The organism is Butyricimonas sp. Marseille-P3923 (genome assembly GCF_900184685.1).
Taxonomy (GTDB): domain Bacteria; phylum Bacteroidota; class Bacteroidia; order Bacteroidales; family Marinifilaceae; genus Butyricimonas; species Butyricimonas muris.
Window position 1 is genome coordinate 401,672 of sequence record NZ_FXXL01000007.1, and the last position, 18,798, is coordinate 420,469.

The following is an 18,798-nucleotide window of genomic DNA, read 5'->3' on the forward strand; positions in this document are numbered from 1 at the left end:
ATTTGTGCATGATTGTTAAAATATAGTATATGAAAAATGTATTGTGGTTTGTTTTGATATTTGCCCTGTTCGGGTGTACGGGGAAGAGAGGGAAGTTCGAGGGCGTCTTCGAGGGGGAGCCTCGTGTGAATCCGCCTTACGTGGTGGGGAATTATCCCGGTACGGAGTTTATTTTCGCTATTCCGACTTCGGGTGAGCGTCCCATGACTTGGACGGCGGAAGGGTTACCGGGGGGATTGACCTTGAATGGCGAGACGGGAATTATACGGGGTATCGTGGAGAATGCCGGGGAGTATAAGGTGAAGATTACGGCTACTAATAAGCTGGGAAGCAGGGTGAGCGAGTTGAAAATACAGATTGGCAAGGAGTTGGCGCTGACGCCGGTGATGGGGTGGAATAGTTGGAATACTTTCGGACAAGATTTGACGGAAGCCTTGGTTATCGAAACGGCAGAGGCGATGATCGCGAACGGAATGCGTGATTTAGGATATAATTACATTAATATTGACGATTTGTGGCAGTTGAAAGAGAGAGGGGCGGACGGGCATATTGTCATTGACTCGACGAAGTTTCCAAGAGGAATAAAATATGTTGCCGATTACCTGCACGAGAGAGGATTCCGTTTAGGTATCTATTCGGACGCCTCGAAATATACTTGTGCGGGCGTGTGCGGAAGTTACGGCTTCGAGGAAATAGATGCCCGTGATTTCGCCGAGTGGGGAGTGGATTTGTTGAAATATGATTATTGTGGTGCTCCGGCATCACGGGATACGGCGATTGCACGTTATCGGAAGATGGGAGAGGCTCTGCGGTCTACCGATCGTTCGATTATTTACAGTGTTTGCGAGTGGGGACGTCGTGAACCGTGGGAGTGGGCGAGAGAAGTCGGCGGGCATTATTGGCGTACAACGGAGGATATTCGTGACGCTTGGGATTTGAGAGAATCGGGAACAGGATTATACGGCATACTGGATATTATTGACAAGAACGCTAAATTGGCCGATTACGCTTTCCCGGGGGCATGGAATGACCCGGATATGTTGGTTGTCGGAATTTGCGGGAAGAGTTCGAGTATTAACTCCGGCGACGTGCAATATGGTTGTAACTTAAAAGAGTATCGTACACACATGAGTATGTGGTGTATGATGGCTGCCCCTCTGTTATGCGGGAACGATGTTCGGAATATGCCCGACTCTGTTTTAAGAATATTGACAAATCCGGAGATTATCGCGATTAATCAAGATGTGCTAGGACTGCAAGGGAGAATGATGAAGAAAGAGGGAAATTGCGAGATATGGATGAAACCGCTGGATGGCGGGCGTGTCGCTTTAGCCGTGATGAATCGGGGGGATGAACCGGAAGAGGTCGTGGTACCATTGGATTTATTGGGATTCGGGAAAGCGTTCGTGCGAGATGTCTGGTTACATCAGAACGTGGGAGAATTTGAGCAATTGAAACTCAATTTAGAACCGCACGTGACAGCCGTATTTAAGCTGGAATAGAAATAAAAAAGCCTCGTGAAAAACGAGGCTTTTTTTATATTATTTCAACCATTTGTCCAACCAAGCGGCGAAAGTTCGTTGCCATAAAATACCGTTCTGGCATCCGAGTACCCAGTGACATTCCTCCGGGAAATATAAATATTGTGCCGGAATGCCACGCATACGTGCGGCATTGAAAGCTCCCATACCTTGCGATGCGTCGATGCGGAAGTCTTTTTGACCGTGGATCACCAGAATCGGGGTGTCCCATTCTCCGACAAATTTGTGCGGGGAATTTTCGAAAGTACGTTGAGCCACCTTGTTTTTCTTGTCCCAAGGCGCACCGCCCATGTCCCATTGTGCGAACCACATCTCTTCGGTGTTGAAATATTGCATTTCCATGTTGAAGATACCGCAATGGGCGATAAACGCTTTGAAACGTTTGTCGTGATGTCCGGCAAGGTAGAACACGGAGTACCCTCCATAAGAGGCTCCCACGCATCCCAAACGATTCTCGTCAATATAAGGTTCTTTCTTCATCTCGTCGATGGCAGAAAGATAATCCTTGATGTTTTGTCCGGAATAGTCCCCGCTGATCTGTTCGTTCCATTCCTGACCGAATCCCGGTAAACCGCGGCGGTTAGGAGCAACGATGATATAGCCGTTGGCTGCCATCATCTGGAAGTTCCAGCGAAAACTCCAGAACTGGCTGACGGTACTTTGCGGTCCGCCCTCGCAATAAAGGATTGCCGGGTATTTCTTGTTCGGGTCGAAATGGGGAGGATAGATAATCCATGTCAACATCTTTTTGTTGTCGGTAGTTTTTATCCAACGGGATTCCACCTTACCCATGGTCAGTTGATCCAGTATCTTTTTGTTCACGAACGAGAGTTCCGTGTCCTTTCCGGTTTTCGGGTCTACTTTGTAGATTTCTGCCGGCTTGCTCATGGATACTTTGGTAGCGATCAGGTAATCGTTTACCGGGATAACGGAAGTATAGTTGTGTACGCCCTCGGTTAATTTGGTGATAACCCCGTCGTTCAACGTCAACTTGTAAATCTCGTCGGTGGCGTGGTGATCGGAAATAAAATAGAGCGTGTTATTGTCAGCCCAAGTAAGACCACCCACGTTTTGGTCGAAGTCTTTCGTGTACTCCTTTTTCTCGCCTGTTTTCAGATTCATCACGAAAAGGCGGATTTTATCAGCCTCGTATCCATCACGTTCCATACTTTCCCATGCCATGAATTCCCCGTTGGGAGAGATCACTTGATTTTGGTCGTACCCCATCATACCTTTCGTGAGATTCTCGGTTTTCCCGGATTTCACGTTATAAAGGTATAAGTCCGTGTTTGTAGAGAAAGCGTAATCGATACCCTCTTTTTTGCGTGCCATGTAGATAACGCCTTGACCGTCTTTTGTCCATGTCAGTTGCTCGGTGCCACCCCAAGGACGAACGGGAGATTCCCATTTCTCGCCTTCCATGATGTCTTTACCGGAGGTAATCATTTGTCCCGCGATATAGTCGGCGACAAACGGGTGGGTGTACGCTTCCACCCAATCATTCCAGTGACGATAGAACTGGTCGTTGATCAAGCGGGCATTCGCTTTCGGGAGGTCCGGGTGCAAGTCGTGTACATCTTTTTCCAGTTTCACATCTTTCAAGAAGAGAAGTTTGGATTTGTCCGGGGAGAAAATATATCCCCCGATACCACCTTCCACGTTGGTCAATTGTTTGAGATTACTGCCGTCCGGGTTCATTTCCCATAATTGGACGGAACCCGATTTGCTGCACATGAAGGCAATTTTACCGTCGGGAGTCCATGTTGTCCCGAATTCCTTGTAATCCGTGTCGGTTAATTGTTTGGATGTTCCGTCAGCAAGATTCATCAGGTAGACATCACTGTACGAGCGGTCTTCTTCTTTGTTGAAGTAAGTCACCTCGTACACGAGTGATTTCTGGTCGGGGGATACACTTATTCCGCCGAGTCTGCCAAATGACCATAACACTTCGGGAGTCATCACGTCGGATGCTAATTTCATATCCGGTGTTTTATAACTTGTTTTTACTGCCTCTTTCTGGCTATCGCACGACACAACGGATAGCAGGATAAGTGCAGAAAATAAACGATTTTTCATTGTATATTTCAGCTGTTTTATAGGGTTTGTAAAGTTTATAAGGTTTATAAAGTTCTTAAAGTGACGGGTGTCCTTCGGACAGTATTTAACGGTAGCTTTAGCTACCGTGGAAAAGCATCCTGTGGGGAAAAACAATTACTTTATAAACTTTATGAACCTTATGAACTTTATAACTTATTTCGTTGCCGGTTGCACACCACTCTTTATTGCTTCCACGATCTTTTGCGTGAGTTCTTCTGCCAATTCCGGGTTGTCCATGACAAGTTGTTTCACGGTTTCCCGTCCTTGTCCCAGTTTGCTTTCCCCGTAAGAGAACCAACTTCCGCTTTTTTTGATCACGTTGTATTCAACACCCATGTCAACGATTTCACCGGAACGGGAGATACCTTCCCCGTACATGATATCGAATTCCGCTTTTTTGAATGGAGGAGCTACCTTGTTTTTCACTACTTTCACGCGGGTGTGGTTACCGTAAATTTCCTCCCCGTCCTTGATCTGACCGATACGGCGGATATCCAGACGCACGGAAGCGTAGAATTTCAGTGCGTTACCACCGGTTGTCGTTTCGGGATTACCGAACATAACACCGATTTTATCACGTAATTGGTTGATAAAGATACAACAAGTATTTGTTTTGCTAATTGTTCCCGTTAATTTACGTAGGGCTTGGGACATCAGACGGGCTTGTAATCCCATCACGCTGTCACCCATTTCTCCCTCGATTTCAGCTTTCGGGGTAAGGGCGGCAACAGAGTCAATCACGATGATATCGATAGCAGCCGAACGAATCAATTGTTCCGCTATTTCAAGGGCTTGTTCCCCGTTGTCGGGTTGTGAAATAAATAAATTATCCACGTCAACGCCCAGTTTCTCCGCGTATACCCGGTCGAAAGCGTGCTCCGCGTCGATAATAGCGGCGATACCACCCATTTTCTGTGCTTCAGCGATAGCGTGAATAGCGAGTGTTGTTTTACCTGAAGATTCGGGGCCATAGATTTCTACGACGCGTCCCTTGGGATAACCGCCTACGCCCAGAGCTCTGTCCAGTCCGATAGAACCCGAGGGGATAGCCATAACATCTTCTACGACATTATCCCCAAGTTTCATGACGCTTCCCTTCCCGAAATTCTTCTCGATCTTGTCGAGCGTGAGTTGAAGTGCTTTTAACTTGTCTTGGTTGGTTTCTGCATTTGCCATACTTGATTTATTTATGATTTTAGATTTATGATTTTTGTTCACCTTCGGCGAGTTACAAGTTGTTGTTCTCGCATTTCATTTTCAATTTTCAATTCTCAATTTTCAATTGCTCTTGGATTTGCTTCGCGTGCTCCTTCGTGTTCACTTTCGTGATGATTTTTTGAATAATACCGTTTCCGTCAATGATAAACGTGGTGCGTAATACGCCCATGTAAGTTCTGCCGTACATTTTCTTTTCTGCCCATACGCCGTAAGCTTCCAGTATCTTTTTGTCCGTGTCGGCGATAAGGTTGAACGACAAGTTGTATTTCGCTATAAATTTCTGATGAGAACTTGCCGAATCGGGGCTAACTCCTACAACCTCAAAGCCATTATTCGTGAGGGAGGAATACCCGTCGTTCAAGCTGCAAGCCTCTGCCGTGCATCCTGAAGTGTTATCTTTCGGGTAGAAATAAAGTATTAATTTTTTCCCCTTGAAATCATCCAAGGTAATTTTTTTGCCGTCTTGATTTATGCCCTCGAAATAAGGGGCTTTTTCTCCTTCTTTCAGTGTTATCATAGTTGCTTAGTTTTTTCTCGTACTTCCATACAAAAGTAGGAATATTTTGGAGAAATAAGGTAGTGTTTTGGGAATATTTGTACATTTGCGGGAGTCTAAAAAAACATTTATGGAATTCATTGAATCATATAACTTGACTGGATTAATTATCGGGATTTGTACCTTCCTGATTATCGGGTTATTTCATCCCGTGGTAGTAAAAGCGGAGTATTACTGGGGTACAAAATGTTGGTGGATATTCCTTGTATTGGGAATCGCCGGAACGCTTGCTGCCCTGTGGGTTACCAACGTGTTGTGGTCATCTTTGCTGGGTGTATTTGCCTTCTCGTCTTTTTGGACGATTAAGGAAGTTTTCGAGCAGGAAGAAAGGGTAAAGAAAGGATGGTTTCCCGCGAATCCCAAAAAAAAGAGAAATTAATTTACGATTAAAAGCCTTGGGTTGTGGGTGGAAATCTAAAATCTAAAATCATAAATCTAAAATCAATACATGTTAGAGCTTATAGAACAGATGAACCGGGAACGCCGGGGGACATTGATGGAAAGTTTGGGAATTGAGTTTATCGGGGTGGGAGAGAATTGGTTGGAAGCAAAGATGCCGATTGATGAACGCACGATGCGTCCGGGACAATTGTTGCACGGTGGAGCGATTATGGCATTGGTGGAAACCGTGGGAAGTGGATTAACCTATATCGGGGAAAATTTGGAAGAAAATCACGTGTTCGGAATCGAGATTAATGGCAATCATATCCGTAAAGCCCAAGGGAGTTATGTTATCGGGCGAGCTGAATTTATCCATAAGGGACAACGAACCCACGTGGTTGCCGTGAACGTGACGGATGAATTCGGGAACTTGGCTTCCGTGTGCCGTATCACGAACGTGGTATTGCCGAAGTCGTCAGATCACAAATAAAAAGTTATAATTTTTGCCGAAAAAACAAAAAATCGGAAGTTTGCCGGATGATGAGGAAAAAAATTGACATGGCACGAAAACCAAAAGAGTTTCATTGTTTGGGCTCTTCTGGTTTTCATGTTTACAAAATACCCTATTTATGTAGTTTAAAGTTTCTCTACTTCTAAAATCGATAGCCCTGTACTTTGAGCGATTATTTCAATATTCAAACCTGCTTTTTTCAAGTTTGATGCTATTTCCTTAGCTTTTTGTAACTCACCTTCCGCACGTCCTTCCATACGTCCTTCCGCGCGTCCTTCCGCACGTTCGGTAAAAATATTATCCCGCAAAATAACCACATTATCCAAATGCCGATAATATGCGTCTAACTCTTCTTTAGTCATTCTATCAAGCTTCAGACGTTCACGAACTTCGTTCAAACCGGGTGCTGTAGCAGATTCCGGAATGTTACCCGTGTTCAAATAATAAATCCATTCTTCCAACGGACTTTTCGCTATTTGATTGAAATCATTCACTCTCAAGATGTAATACTCGGGGTAAAGTTGGCTAACTGTATCCACCTTGAATGTTTGTCGCTGAAAAGGTGTTAATTCAAGCACTTCACCGGTGTGAATACCGTGAAATTCCGTTTTACCATGATAAACGATATCTTTCCCGTGTCCCAGGGAGAAATAGACTATATTCACGCTATACACTTTGCGTACCTTGTCATATCCCTCTCCCCGGTTGATATATTCGGTAACTAACTTTGACGTCCCGAACAACATACGTTGGAAGTAAGCGTACTCATTATTATTTTGTACCTCTATCAAGATAAGTTGGCCTTTGGAATCTTCAGCCAACATATCCACCCGATTATATTTATCATATTCGTCTTCCTGATTACTCTCGCTCTCCAATAATTTCTGGATAGTAATACGCTCACCCAACAACACGGTCAACAATCCTTCCAACACGGCAAAATTAGCTTTATTACGCAGCAAGCGCTTCATGGCCCAATCAAAACGGATATATCGGTTTCCTGTTTCCATATGCATTCTTTATTAGTTCTACCAACAAATATAAGTATAATTACTTTACAAACAAAAAATCACGCTTGTGCGGGGATTCTATCAATTTGTATACACTTTATTTAGAAAATATCGGATAGACAAGATTACCATGTGAAAAAATCGATTCTATAATTTCGATGAAGAGAGCAAGAATTTGAACGAGGTGTGTTCTCGTGGTATATTATAGGTAAACCTAGGCAAGTTGGTAACATAACAGCTATATACCAAGCTGTTTGCAGGGTGTTGGTTGGGTGATACTTCTATCATACTCCTATCATACCCCCATGAAACACCTATTAGGATAAAAAAATGTCGTGGCATAATTGTTTTTTGGTATAAGATTGTGTATATAAAACACCACGGAAATAGATTTGAATATTCCGATAAAGATAGTTCTTCTATAGTTATCAGATATTTAATGGTTGGTTTATTCCGATTTTTATAGAGGATAGTTTATATTATTTTTTAGATATAGAAAAGACCAAGTTGAAAAGTTTATGTGCTGTCAGAAAAGTTATGCTCTCTTCTTGCTTTTATTTTATAAAATTATCTTGGAAAGATAACCTTTTGAGTAAAAGTATTTAAGCGAGATTTGTCGTCAGATTCAGTTACCGAGAATTCCTCGGTAACTGAATTTTCGTCCAGTTCGTTTTCTTTGAATATATTCTTAAGATGCAGCGATATGTTGTCCGTTGAACAATCTTAAAGTTCCAGCCGTTTTATTGTTTCTTCGAGTTTGAACATTTCGTCACGCAGGCGGGCGGCTTCGAGGAAGTCCATTTCTTTGGCGGCTTTTTGCATGGCGGCTTTTGTTTTTTGCAACATCTTTTCCAGTTCGGGTTTGCTCATGTAAGCGGTAACCGGATCGGCGGCCATGTTGATATGCTCTTCTTCCACGTAAGCACGGGAAGTTTCTTTTAGCACGGATTCGGTTGTTTTGTGAATTTGGGTGGGGATGATGCCGTGTTCACGGTTGTATTCCATTTGTTTTTCCCGACGATAATTGGTTTCGTCTATGGTTGCCTGCATGGAACGGGTAATCGTGTCGGCGTACATGATGACTTTTCCGTTCAAGTTACGGGCTGCACGTCCGGAGGTTTGTATGAGTGAGCGCGTGGAGCGTAGGAATCCTTCTTTGTCGGCGTCGAGAATGGCGACAAGAGAAACTTCCGGCATATCCAATCCTTCACGGAGCAGGTTTACCCCGACAATGACATCAATAATTCCCTTGCGCAGGTTCTCGATGATTTGCACTCGTTCCAGCGTGTCCACGTCGGAGTGGATGTACTGGCATTTGATGCGAATACGGTCTAAATATTTACTCAGTTCCTCTGCCATGCGTTTGGTCAACGTGGTAACGAGAACTCTCTCTTTTATTTCTATTCGTTGCTGTATTTCGTTGACAAGATGATCTATCTGGTTTTTGCTGGGTACGACTTCGATTTCCGGATCGAGGATACCCGTGGGGCGGATAATTTGTTCGACCACGACGCCTTCGCATTTCTCGAGTTCGTAATCGGCAGGGGTAGCGCTGACGTATATCGTTTGTCCCGTGTTTGCCTCGAATTCCTCGAAAGTAAGCGGACGGTTGTCAAAAGCGGCGGGAAGCCGGAAGCCGTATTCCACGAGCGATTGTTTGCGGGAGCGGTCGCCCCCGTACATGGCTCTCACCTGTGGTAGCGTCACGTGCGATTCATCGACAACCAACAGGAAATCTTGCGGGAAGTAATCCAGTAAGCAGAATGGACGTACACCTGCGGCACGACCGTCCAGATAACGGGAATAGTTTTCGATTCCGGAACAGTATCCCAGTTCCCGAATCATTTCCAGATCGTAATTTACCCGTTCTTCCAGACGTTTGGCCTCCATGTGTTTCCCGACAGAATTAAGAAAATCGACTTGTATAGTGAGGTCGTGTCCTATGTCGTGGATGGCTTTTGCCAACGTGGCTTTGTCCGTGACGAATAAGTTTGCCGGGTAGATGTTCAATGTTTCCATTTCATCCATGGTCTTTCCGGTCTGTGGGCTGAAAGAAGTGATCCGGTCGATTTCATCATCCCAGAATTCTATCCGGTAAGCCATGCCCTCGAAAGTTTCGATGGAGGGGAATATATCCACGGTTTCACCTTTTGCCCGGAAACTTCCCCGTTTGAACTCGAGTTCGTTGTTCACGTAAAGGGCGTCTACCAGACGTCGTAATAATTGATTGCGGGCGATTTTCAGTCCCCGGCGCAGGAAGATGATATTTGCCCCGAAAGCTGTCGGGTCTGCCATACCGTACAGGCAGGAAACAGATGAAACTACGACCACATCCCGTCGTCCGGAGAGGAGGGAAGCGGTTGCCCGTAGGCGTAGTTTATCGATCTCGTCGTTAATAGCGAGGTCTTTTTCTATATAAGTGTTTGTTGTCGGAAGATAGGCTTCCGGCTGATAATAATCGTAATAGGAAACAAAATATTCGACCGCATTTTCCGGAAAGAACGCTTTGAACTCCGAGTACAACTGTGCGGCTAATGTTTTGTTATGACTTAAAATAAGGGTAGGGCGTTGTACCTTTTCTATGACGTTCGCGATCGTGAATGTTTTCCCCGAACCCGTGACCCCCAGCAACACTTGTCCCGGGGTACCTTCTTCAAGTCCCTGTGTCAGTTGTTTTATTGCTTCCGGTTGGTCGCCGGTGGGTTGAAATTCTGAGGTAAGCTTAAACATACAATTGAAAATTGAGAATTGAAAATTGAAAATGTGAATTGAAGTGTTTGAAAGATTATTTCATTTTCAATTCTGCATTTTCAATTTTCAATTATTAAAGTTTGCTCATAAATTTCTCCGGGTTGATGATGAAACGGTCGTGGACGGCTGTTCCGATAGGGGCGGTTTTGTCCCACGCTTCGATTTCAAAGCGAATACGGCGACCGTCGACTTCGGTAATGGTGGCTTTGCAGCCTACTTTTTTGCCCACGGCGGTAGCTTTCACGTGTTTGGTGTTGATTTCAATACCCACGGTATCGCTGTCAGCGTCGAGCATTCCTTCGAGGCATTTAATTGCCGTGTTTTCCATCAATCCGACCATTGCCGGGGTTGCAAATACTTCCAATTTCCCCGAACCGTAAACAGCCGCGGTATCTTTATGCTGAACTGTTATTTCCTGCGTGAACGAGTGTCCTATTTTTATTTCCATGGTGATGTAAAATTTATAGGACAAAGTTACCAAAATATATCGTATGCGATGCTTTTTTGTCGCCTACTTATTTCAATAATTTCCTATTTCCGTCATTTTCCAGTATTTGTATTTTTTTATTTTTAGCTAAAATACAGGCGGATAGCCACGACTACCAGTATCACGAGCAGGAAATAGCGAATGTATTTCGCACCCCATTTCACGCTGAAGCGTACGCCGAGCCACGCGCCGAGCATATTGCCGCAGGCAAGGATAAGACCTACTTTGAAGTTGACCAGATCGTTGTATATGAAGATTGCTAGAGCGATAATCGTGTAAAAGAGAACGATAAACAGTTTTATGGCATTAGCTTTCAACAGGTCGTAACCGCACCCCAGCACCAGTCCGGCAAGCAGAAAGAAACCGATACCGATTTGGATGAAGCCGCCGTAAATACCGATAAAAAAGAAGATCAGGTTTCGCAGCCACGGTTGTTTCATTTTTGCTTTATCCGCGTTGGCTTTTACCCAAGCGTCGGGATTGAGAAGCAGCATGAAGAACATGATAATCAACAGTCCGGCAATGACTTTTTTGAAGACGTCCTCGTTAATATCTACCGCTATCAAAGCCCCCACGATACTTCCGAGGGCAACGGGGAGCAGAAGTTTGTAATCGGTTTTGAAATCAAGTATTTTCTTTTGTTTGAAACTTCCGACGGAAACCACGTTTTGTAACAAAATGGCAATCCGGTTTGTCGCGTTGGCTACATTTGCCGGAAGACCGATAAAGATCAGGAAGGGCACCACCAACATGGAACCACCTCCGCCCACTGTATTGATAAACCCGGCTGCCATGCCGAGCAATATGGTGATGAGTGCTTCTGTTATTGTCATGGTGCGAAATTACATACTAATTTTAGATTTACAATTGTTAGGAGTATTTTCTCGGGTACCGGAAAAATATGGCTAAAAGGGCGGCTATTCCCATGAGGTACGGGTAATAAAGATATTGCATGATAGCGAGTGGGGTAACAGCTGCTAATCCGGCAGCCATGAGTAGTTGTGCCCCGTAGGGAATGATTCCCTGTACAAAACAGGAGAACGTGTCCAATAAACTGGCCGATTTCCGGGGATCTACGCCAAAACTGGCGGCAATATCCTTGGCAATGGGACCTGCCATGATAAGCGCTATCGTGTTGTTTGCCGTGCAGAGGTTAGCGAAGCTCACGAGCGCGGCAATACTCAATTCTGCTCCTTTTTTCGAGTTCACGCGGGTGGTCAGTTTCTGTATGATGTAGGCGATTCCCCCGTTATAGCGGATCATTTCCAGCATCCCCCCGGCAAGCAGCGTGATGATGATGAGTTCCCCCATGCCGGATATCCCTGTTCCCATGGCCGCGATCCAATCCCAGAATCGGATACTTCCGGCAAGGATGCCGACTATGCCCGAGCATAAAATGCCAAGTAACAATACCAACATGACGTTCATTCCGGATAAAGCGGTCGCGAGAACCAGAATGTAGGGGATTATTTTCAACCATTCGATTTCATGGATCACGGGATGCGTGGTTATTTCCGTTCCTTGAAACAGGTAGACAAGAGCGACGAGTGCGGCTACGGGAATGACGAGCAGACTGTTTACCTTGAATTTGTCTTTCATGTTGCATCCTTGTGTGCGGGTTGCCACGATGGTCGTGTCAGAGATAAAAGAAAGGTTATCCCCGAACATGGCGCCGCCAACCACGATTGCCACCATGTAGGGCAATGCTATGTCTGTTTGCGCGGCAATACCCGCGGCGACGGGAGTGAGGGCGACAATCGTGCCGACAGAGGTTCCCATCGATAGCGAGATAAAGCAGGCTGCAATGAACATTCCCACGAGCAGCAAGTTATCCGGGAGAACGGCTAAAGCAAGATTTACCGTGGTATCGACGGCTCCAACCGCTTTGGCGGTCTGGGCGAAAGCTCCGGCAAGAATGAAAATCCACACCATAAGCATGATGTTGCTGTTTGCCGCTCCTCTACAAAATAAATCTACTCGTTTGTGTAACTTGCCTCCCGAAGATATTGCCACGGCAACCACGGATGATACGAGAAACGCTACCGTGATGGGCATCTTGTAGAAGTCTCCGATGATAATTGAAGCTACCAAGTAGATTAGTAGAAAGACAATCAGTGGTATCAGTGCGAAAAAGCGTGGTTTCGGTTCTTGGTTCATCTTTTTGATTTTTTCAAAATACTTGTTTCACTATCTCTTGTATGTTTTCCGATTTTCCCATGGTATAATAGTGGACAGCGGGAACGCCATGCGCGATCAGATCCTTGCTTTGTGTCACGCACCACTCGATACCGACTTGGTTGATTTCCTTGTTGTTTTTACAGGAGCGGATTTCTTTCACCAACTCTTGGGGAATATCAATGCTGAATGTACGGGGCAGCATCTCCAAATGTTTGAGCGTGGAGATCGGTTTTAATCCCGGAACAATCGGAACCGTGATTCCTTGCGCCCGGCATTTTTCCACGAACCGGAAGAATTTAGAGTTGTCGAAAAACATTTGAGTCACGATATAATTTGCCCCGGCATCTACTTTTCGTTTCAGGTTTTCGATATCACAGGCTTGGTTCGGCGCCTCGTAATGTTTTTCCGGGTAACCAGCCACGCCGATACAGAAATTCGTGGGAACGGAATCCGTCAAAGTATCATCAAGATATTGCCCGTGATTCATGCGGTATATCTGTTCGACTAACTCGCAACTGTATTTGTGTCCGTCTTCTTCGGGTGAGAAAAAACGCTGTCCCGGTATGGGATCTCCCCGGAGAGCCATTATGTTCTCGATGTCGAGAAAGTTCAGATCAATCAATTCGTTTTCGATTTTGTGGCGGGTAGCCCCACCGCACACGATATGCGGAACCATATCCACGTTGTATCTTCTCATGATGGCGGCTGCCAGAGCTACCGTACCCGGACGCTTCGTGACGGTAACTTTTTTAATTGTTCCGTCTGGTAATTCCCTGTATTCCAATTCATCTCGGTGGAACGTGATATTGATAAACGGGGGAGCGAGAGCGATAAGCGGCTCAATTGCCTCGTATATCTTGTTAATATCTCCCCCTTTCAGCGGTGGCACCAGCTCGAAAGAGAATACCGCTTTATCTGATTTGTTTAAGATGTCAATAACTTTCATGATTTTAGATTTTAGATTTTAGATTTTAGATTCCCTGCGCTTGAACCAACGCTTCAACTACCCCCTCTTTAGCTTTTATCTTATTTCAGCGTTTACACGCTGAAATATTTTGCTTCCGGGTGTGAGATCAGCATTCCGCAGAGGCTGGTTGAGGGATAGATTGAATATCCTTCTGTCAGTTGTACCCCGATTTGGGCGGGTGCATCTAATGCTTCGAAAGCGATCTTTTTTAACGCGTGATCCGGGCAAGAGGGGTAACCGAAAGCGGGACGGATGACACGCGTACCCTCGTTTATCTGCTCCTGCATCCATTCCGCGCAGGCTTCCGTCAGTCGGGCGCACAGGCTTTCCCGTAGAAGGTGCTCGAAATCACGACAGTCGTTACACTTGTGCTTGTCGGATACTTTCAGGCAGAACAAACCGACACTTTCCGTCCCTTTCTCTTTGGGGATCACGAAGTCTGCCAAAGAGATACATTCTTGCAGGTCTGCCTGTTGCCGGGGCATCGGGAAGCGGAATTTGCCATCCAGCACGATTTCGTCGTTTTCCGAACAGGCATCGAAAAAGCGCACGATGATGGAAGCGTCAAATTCGTTGCCGGCAATGACTTTCCCCAACATATCCAGTGCTGCCTGATAAGTGCGGTCAGCCTCGTCATTCGTGTAAACGATCTCCGGGTATTTTCCTTTGAATCCCCAGAAATGGAAGAACGGGGTCCAGTCAATTCTTTCCACGAGGTCTTCGATATTAAGGTGTTTTACCAGTAAATTGTGTTCCCCGAATGTTGTCGGTTGAACGTTATCCCAATTAAAGCGTGGCGCTCTTCGGCGGGCTTCTTCAAGCGATATGTGTTTTTGTTGACGGTGGTAATAATGCGTCCGGATTTCTTCCTGCTCCCGTTTGAGTTCACGGGTATAATTTTCCCGGTCGTTCAGCAAACGTTTTATGATTCCCACGGTACGTGAAGCATCCCCCCCGGGTACAACACAATGATCATATTTGGGTGCCAGTTTCACAGCCGTGTGCACGGATGAGGTGGTTGCACCTCCCACGATTAGCGGTACTTGCAGTTGTTCTTTCTGTAACAGTTCGCATAGATTTTCCATTTCCCCCAGTGAGGGAGTGATCAATCCGCTAACCCCGACAATATCCGCCTCGTGTTCTTTAATAGCCTCGATAATCCTTTGGTTGTCTACCATGACACCAAGGTCGATCACTTCCAGATTATTACACGTTAATACAATGTTTACAATGTTTTTGCCGATGTCATGCACGTCGCCTTTTACCGTGGCAAGAATTACTCTGGGCAATCGTTTCACGTTTTGTGCCGCCGCGTTATGGCGTTCTATTTCGGATTGCAGGATATTCACCGCTTCTTTCATCACTTTTGCCGATTTCACCACTTGCGGGAGGAACATTTTGCCGTCCCCGAAAAATTCGCCTACGCGCTCCATGCCTTTCATGAGCGGTCCTTCGATAATTTCTACCGGATTGGAATACTGGGCGAGGGCCTCTTCTATGTCCGCGGGAAGATAGTCCGTGATGCCTTTCACGAGTGCGTGTCCCAAGCGCTCTTCCAGCGGGCGGGTGCGCCATTCCTCGTTTTGTACGTTTTTGTTTTCGCCCTTTACTTCTTTATATTTCTCGGCTAGGGCGATTAATGTTTCCGTGGCCTCCGGAGTGCGGTTTAAGACAACATCTTCCACTGCTTTCAGAAGTTCCGGGTTGATTTCGTCATACACTTGCAACATGGCGGGATTGACGATAGCCATATCCAGTCCCGCCCGTATCGCGTGGTACAGGAAAACGGAATGCATGGCTTCCCGCACGGTATTGTTACCGCGGAACGAGAAAGAGAGGTTGGATACTCCGCCCGATGTGCGGCAGCCTTTCAGGTTCTGTTTTATCCAGCGCACGGCTTCGATGAAGTCCACTGCATAATTGTTATGTTCGTCGATACCCGTGCCGATAGCGAGGATATTCACGTCAAAGACAATATTTTCGGGGGTAAATCCGGCGCGGGTAGTCAGTAATCGGTAAGCGCGTTGGCAGATGTCTATTTTCCGTTGGAAAGTGGTTGCTTGTCCTTCCTCGTCAAAAGCCATAACCACGACTGCTGCCCCGAGGCGTTGTATCTCTTTCGCCTTGTGCAGAAATTCTTCTTCCCCTTCTTTCAAGCTGATGGAGTTCACGATACATTTCCCTTGCGAATTTTTCAATCCTGCAAGAATGGTTTCCCATTTCGACGAATCGATCATCAAGGGTGCCTTGGCTATATCCGGTTCGTTGCTGATTATACGAATGAAGCGTTCCATTTCCGCCGTGCCGTCCAGCATGGCATCGTCCATGTTGATGTCTATGATGGACGCTCCCGCCTCGATTTGTTTGCGGGCGATGATAGCGGCTTCCGTGTAATTCTTTTCCCGTATCAGACGGGCGAATTTGGCGGAACCTGCTACGTTGGTGCGTTCCCCGATATTGATAAAATTGCTTTGCTCTTTATCAACAATTACAGTTTCCAGTCCGCTCACTTTCAACCGGTGTTCCGAAACCGGGATTTCACGGGGAGGGATGTTTTTCAACACTTCGGCGATAGCCCGAATGTGTTCGGGTGTCGTTCCGCAACATCCGCCCGCGATGTTGATTAACCCTTCTTTTGCCATATTTTGCAGGCATTGTGCCGTGAATTCGGGAGATTCGTCGTATTCACCTATTTCGTTGGGAAGCCCGGCATTCGGGTAGATGCTGATCGCGCAAGGTATATGTGGCGCCAGTTCCCGGATGAATTGGTGTAATTCTTTTGCCCCGAACGAGCAGTTTAACCCGAAACTCACGATGGGGTAGTGGGACAAACTGGTGAACAGTGCATCCAGTGATTGCCCTGTCAGCGTACGACCGCTTTTGTCGTTGATCGTTGCCGAGAGCATCACGGGGAGTTGTGTCCCGCGTTCCTCCTGTACTTTGGCGATAGCATACAAGGCTGCCTTGGCATTCAGGCCGTCATAAATGGTTTCCACGAGCAAGAGATCTACGCCTCCCTCGATTAGTGCGGTAACTTGGGTAGTGTAAGCCGCGACTAATGTGTCGAAGTCCACGATACGGTAGGCGGGCTGTTCCGGATCGGGGGCAAGCGTGAGAGATTTGTCCGTGGGACCGATACTTCCTGCCACGAGTATTTCGCGTTCTCGGCAGGCGGTAGCCGCTTCTTTGGCGATTCGTGCCCCTTCCCGGTTTATTCGGGTAATCCATTCCGTGCACCCGTATTCGGCTTGGGATACGGCATTGGCGTTGAATGTGTTTGTTTCTATAATATCGGCACCCGCTTCAATATAACTTTGATGCACTCGGCGAATCACGTCGGGACGGGTGATATTCAACACGTCGTTGTTGCCTTTCAAAGGGATAGGGTGCCCCGCGAATTCTTCTCCCCGGAAATCGGCTTCTGTTAATCCGAATTTTTGTAAGGCTGTCCCCGTGGCTCCGTCGAGGATGAGGATGCGTTTGTTGTCGCCTGCGGCGAGTTGCAGGTTGCAGGTTGCATTTGCCTTTGGCAAGTTACAGGTTACAGGAACTCCCGTGTCGGTGTTGTTTGGTTGTATGTCTTTGTATGTTTTCATTTCTAAATTTCTTCATTTCCAAATCTTCAAATCAAATATCCCGTGAATACCGATTTTATCGTCTTTGATACAAATAGCTCCTAGGATTTCGTCTTTTTTTCCTATCTCTTCCATGCAGGGGGCAATGTCCTCCACGGTCTGTATCCGGTTGGCGAAGGCAGTGGCGTATGTATCGGCCAAAGCACAGTCTTTGCAGATAATCATTACCGCGTCCGCTTTCCCGAAACTGAGCGATGGACCTACGGTGCCCGATGAGGTGCATATTCCCAGCGGGGCATATCCGGCGTTGATCGTGAAACCGACTTTCTCGGACAGGGGAGATTGCCCGGCGAACACGGCGATATCCATGTCTGTCCGGATGTCGGCGTATATATCTCCGCCGTTTTCCACGATAATCTCTTGTACCCCGAACTTTTCTTTGACTTCTATGCCTATTTCGCGGGCGACAGCTCCGGCAACGGCACTCATGGGACCGATGCCCGAACGGACAGCCACTTCCGCCATCTCACGGAAGATAACCGGTGCTGTCGGTTGTGCCTCGTGTGGTACCAATGCTTTCAAGTAGTCCGGATCTTGGGCTATGTAAGCGTCCATTTTCTCCCGTAACGCCCGTACACGGGTTTCCGTGAAGACGGGAATCTCCGGGTGAAACGAGACTTTGTCAATCCCTATCCACAAATCGGTTTCCTTGAAAGCGACCGTGAAAGAATGCCAGCGCTCTTCCTGTAAATGTTCCCTGTATGTACGATCTTTGTATTCCATTTGAGTTCGTAAAGTTTATAAGGTTTGTAAAGTTTATAAAGTGTCTAGTGTTATTATTTTTGCTTTCATAAGGTCTGCTAACTTTATAAACCTTATGAACTTTATAAACTTTATAAACTAATTCAGCGAATCGCTGAATTCAATCTTGAAAAGTTTCAGCGGGCAGGCTTTCAGACATAGCTTGCAGGCGATACACTTTTCCGGGTTGAATTGCAGTTTCCAGTCCGGAGCCTCAATAGTCAAGGCGTGGGAGAAACAGGCGGATGCGCAGTTGCCGCAATTGATGCAACGGGTTTCGTCATACGAGATTTTGCTGGAAACGGGACTCACGGTGACTCCGTTGTCGTTCAGAAATGCGATAGCTTGTTCTATACGCAATTCGTCGGCATCCATTTCAATGAGTAAAGAGCCGGTTCTTCCGGGTTGTATTTCTCCTTTCAGTATATTTATTTTTATATCATAAATACGAATCAATTCGTATGTCAAAGGTCTGTCTGTTGCGTCGACCGGGAAGGTCAATATTACTTTTTTATTCATAACCGGAATAATTTTAGATTTTAAATTTTAGATTTTAGATTGAACTCCCTCCCTCCTTCGGGGTATTGAGCCCGGAAACCGGTCTCGAACTGGCTCTCGTTCGACAGACAACGAGCAAGCTCTCAGTCTGTTCTCTCTTACTCGCCAGTTTTCCTCTATAAACAGAGGGAGAGCTGAATTACTCACCGTCTTTGGCTAGTGTCACC

Annotated in this window: 15 protein-coding genes; 3 read left to right on the top strand and 12 right to left on the bottom strand. The window is 46.1% G+C overall.

Going from position 1 to position 18,798, the window contains the following annotated elements; all coding sequences use genetic code 11:
- The first annotated feature begins 29 nt into the window (after positions 1-29).
- A complete protein-coding gene (locus CS948_RS13125; RefSeq protein WP_099292173.1) occupies positions 30-1,502 on the top strand; it encodes a putative Ig domain-containing protein in 1,473 nt (490 codons plus the stop codon).
- 39 nt (positions 1,503-1,541) lie between these two features.
- On the opposite strand, the gene CS948_RS13130 is transcribed toward CS948_RS13125, so the two are convergent.
- From CS948_RS13130 to bcp, 3 genes are all read right to left on the bottom strand, one after another.
- Positions 1,542-3,617 carry a S9 family peptidase gene (locus tag CS948_RS13130; protein WP_099292174.1) on the bottom strand — a complete coding sequence of 692 codons (2,076 nt, stop codon included), beginning with the start codon at positions 3,615-3,617 and terminating at the stop codon, positions 1,542-1,544.
- A 174-nt stretch (positions 3,618-3,791) separates the two neighbouring features.
- Positions 3,792-4,814 (bottom strand): recombinase RecA, encoded by a 1,023-nt coding sequence (gene recA / locus CS948_RS13135; RefSeq protein ID WP_099292175.1) that lies wholly within the window; start codon positions 4,812-4,814, stop codon positions 3,792-3,794.
- An 88-nt stretch (positions 4,815-4,902) separates the two neighbouring features.
- Entirely contained in the window at positions 4,903-5,370 is a 468-nt protein-coding gene (gene bcp / locus CS948_RS13140) for a thioredoxin-dependent thiol peroxidase (RefSeq protein ID WP_218014311.1), read from the bottom strand.
- Between the two features lie 112 nt (positions 5,371-5,482).
- Here bcp and CS948_RS13145 point away from each other — a divergent pair, with 112 nt between their 5' ends.
- Together CS948_RS13145 and CS948_RS13150 are read left to right on the top strand one after the other, a co-directional pair.
- Entirely contained in the window at positions 5,483-5,791 is a 309-nt protein-coding gene (locus CS948_RS13145) for a DUF4491 family protein (RefSeq protein ID WP_099292177.1), read from the top strand.
- Positions 5,792-5,860: 69 nt separating this feature from the next.
- A complete protein-coding gene (locus CS948_RS13150; protein WP_099292178.1) occupies positions 5,861-6,283 on the top strand; it encodes a PaaI family thioesterase in 423 nt (140 codons plus the stop codon).
- Between the two features lie 146 nt (positions 6,284-6,429).
- Here CS948_RS13150 and CS948_RS13155 read toward each other — a convergent pair whose 3' ends face one another.
- The 9 genes from CS948_RS13155 to CS948_RS13195 form a co-directional block, all read right to left on the bottom strand.
- Entirely contained in the window at positions 6,430-7,314 is an 885-nt protein-coding gene (locus tag CS948_RS13155; protein WP_099292179.1) for an Rpn family recombination-promoting nuclease/putative transposase, read from the bottom strand.
- A 723-nt stretch (positions 7,315-8,037) separates the two neighbouring features.
- Positions 8,038-10,044: an excinuclease ABC subunit UvrB gene (uvrB, locus tag CS948_RS13160; RefSeq protein WP_099292180.1), complete on the bottom strand. Its 2,007-nt coding sequence runs from the start codon at positions 10,042-10,044 to the stop codon at positions 8,038-8,040.
- A 94-nt stretch (positions 10,045-10,138) separates the two neighbouring features.
- A complete protein-coding gene (locus tag CS948_RS13165) occupies positions 10,139-10,513 on the bottom strand; it encodes a thioesterase family protein (protein ID WP_099292181.1) in 375 nt (124 codons plus the stop codon).
- 122 nt (positions 10,514-10,635) lie between these two features.
- Complete coding sequence (locus CS948_RS13170) at positions 10,636-11,385, bottom strand: sulfite exporter TauE/SafE family protein (protein WP_099292182.1); 750 nt, start codon at positions 11,383-11,385, stop codon at positions 10,636-10,638.
- 37 nt (positions 11,386-11,422) lie between these two features.
- On the bottom strand, positions 11,423-12,709 hold the full coding sequence (locus CS948_RS13175) for a Na+/H+ antiporter NhaC family protein (protein ID WP_099292183.1): 1,287 nt from the start codon (positions 12,707-12,709) through the stop codon (positions 11,423-11,425).
- 13 nt (positions 12,710-12,722) lie between these two features.
- A complete protein-coding gene (gene metF, locus CS948_RS13180) occupies positions 12,723-13,676 on the bottom strand; it encodes a methylenetetrahydrofolate reductase [NAD(P)H] (protein ID WP_099292184.1) in 954 nt (317 codons plus the stop codon).
- Between the two features lie 92 nt (positions 13,677-13,768).
- Positions 13,769-17,293, bottom strand: a complete 3,525-nt coding sequence (gene metH, locus CS948_RS13185) for a methionine synthase (RefSeq protein ID WP_255302012.1) — start codon at positions 17,291-17,293, stop codon at positions 13,769-13,771.
- Between the two features lie 12 nt (positions 17,294-17,305).
- A complete protein-coding gene (locus tag CS948_RS13190) occupies positions 17,306-18,055 on the bottom strand; it encodes a UPF0280 family protein (protein ID WP_099292185.1) in 750 nt (249 codons plus the stop codon).
- Positions 18,056-18,172: 117 nt separating this feature from the next.
- Positions 18,173-18,592, bottom strand: a complete 420-nt coding sequence (locus CS948_RS13195) for an NIL domain-containing protein (protein ID WP_099292186.1) — start codon at positions 18,590-18,592, stop codon at positions 18,173-18,175.
- Between the last annotated feature and the right edge of the window lie 206 nt (positions 18,593-18,798).

Coding starts and splice junctions, on each gene's coding strand:
- recA (WP_099292175.1), bottom strand. CDS start 4,814: ATGGCAAATGCAGAAACCAACCAAGACAAGTTAAAAGCACTTCAACTC.
- CS948_RS13190 (WP_099292185.1), bottom strand. CDS start 18,055: ATGGAATACAAAGATCGTACATACAGGGAACATTTACAGGAAGAGCGC.
- uvrB (WP_099292180.1), bottom strand. CDS start 10,044: ATGTTTAAGCTTACCTCAGAATTTCAACCCACCGGCGACCAACCGGAA.
- CS948_RS13170 (WP_099292182.1), bottom strand. CDS start 11,385: ATGACAATAACAGAAGCACTCATCACCATATTGCTCGGCATGGCAGCC.
- metH (WP_255302012.1), bottom strand. CDS start 17,293: ATGAAAACATACAAAGACATACAACCAAACAACACCGACACGGGAGTT.
- metF (WP_099292184.1), bottom strand. CDS start 13,676: ATGAAAGTTATTGACATCTTAAACAAATCAGATAAAGCGGTATTCTCT.
- CS948_RS13175 (WP_099292183.1), bottom strand. CDS start 12,709: ATGAACCAAGAACCGAAACCACGCTTTTTCGCACTGATACCACTGATT.
- CS948_RS13145 (WP_099292177.1), top strand. CDS start 5,483: ATGGAATTCATTGAATCATATAACTTGACTGGATTAATTATCGGGATT.
- CS948_RS13130 (WP_099292174.1), bottom strand. CDS start 3,617: ATGAAAAATCGTTTATTTTCTGCACTTATCCTGCTATCCGTTGTGTCG.
- CS948_RS13155 (WP_099292179.1), bottom strand. CDS start 7,314: ATGGAAACAGGAAACCGATATATCCGTTTTGATTGGGCCATGAAGCGC.
- CS948_RS13195 (WP_099292186.1), bottom strand. CDS start 18,592: ATGAATAAAAAAGTAATATTGACCTTCCCGGTCGACGCAACAGACAGA.
- CS948_RS13165 (WP_099292181.1), bottom strand. CDS start 10,513: ATGGAAATAAAAATAGGACACTCGTTCACGCAGGAAATAACAGTTCAG.
- CS948_RS13125 (WP_099292173.1), top strand. CDS start 30: ATGAAAAATGTATTGTGGTTTGTTTTGATATTTGCCCTGTTCGGGTGT.
- CS948_RS13150 (WP_099292178.1), top strand. CDS start 5,861: ATGTTAGAGCTTATAGAACAGATGAACCGGGAACGCCGGGGGACATTG.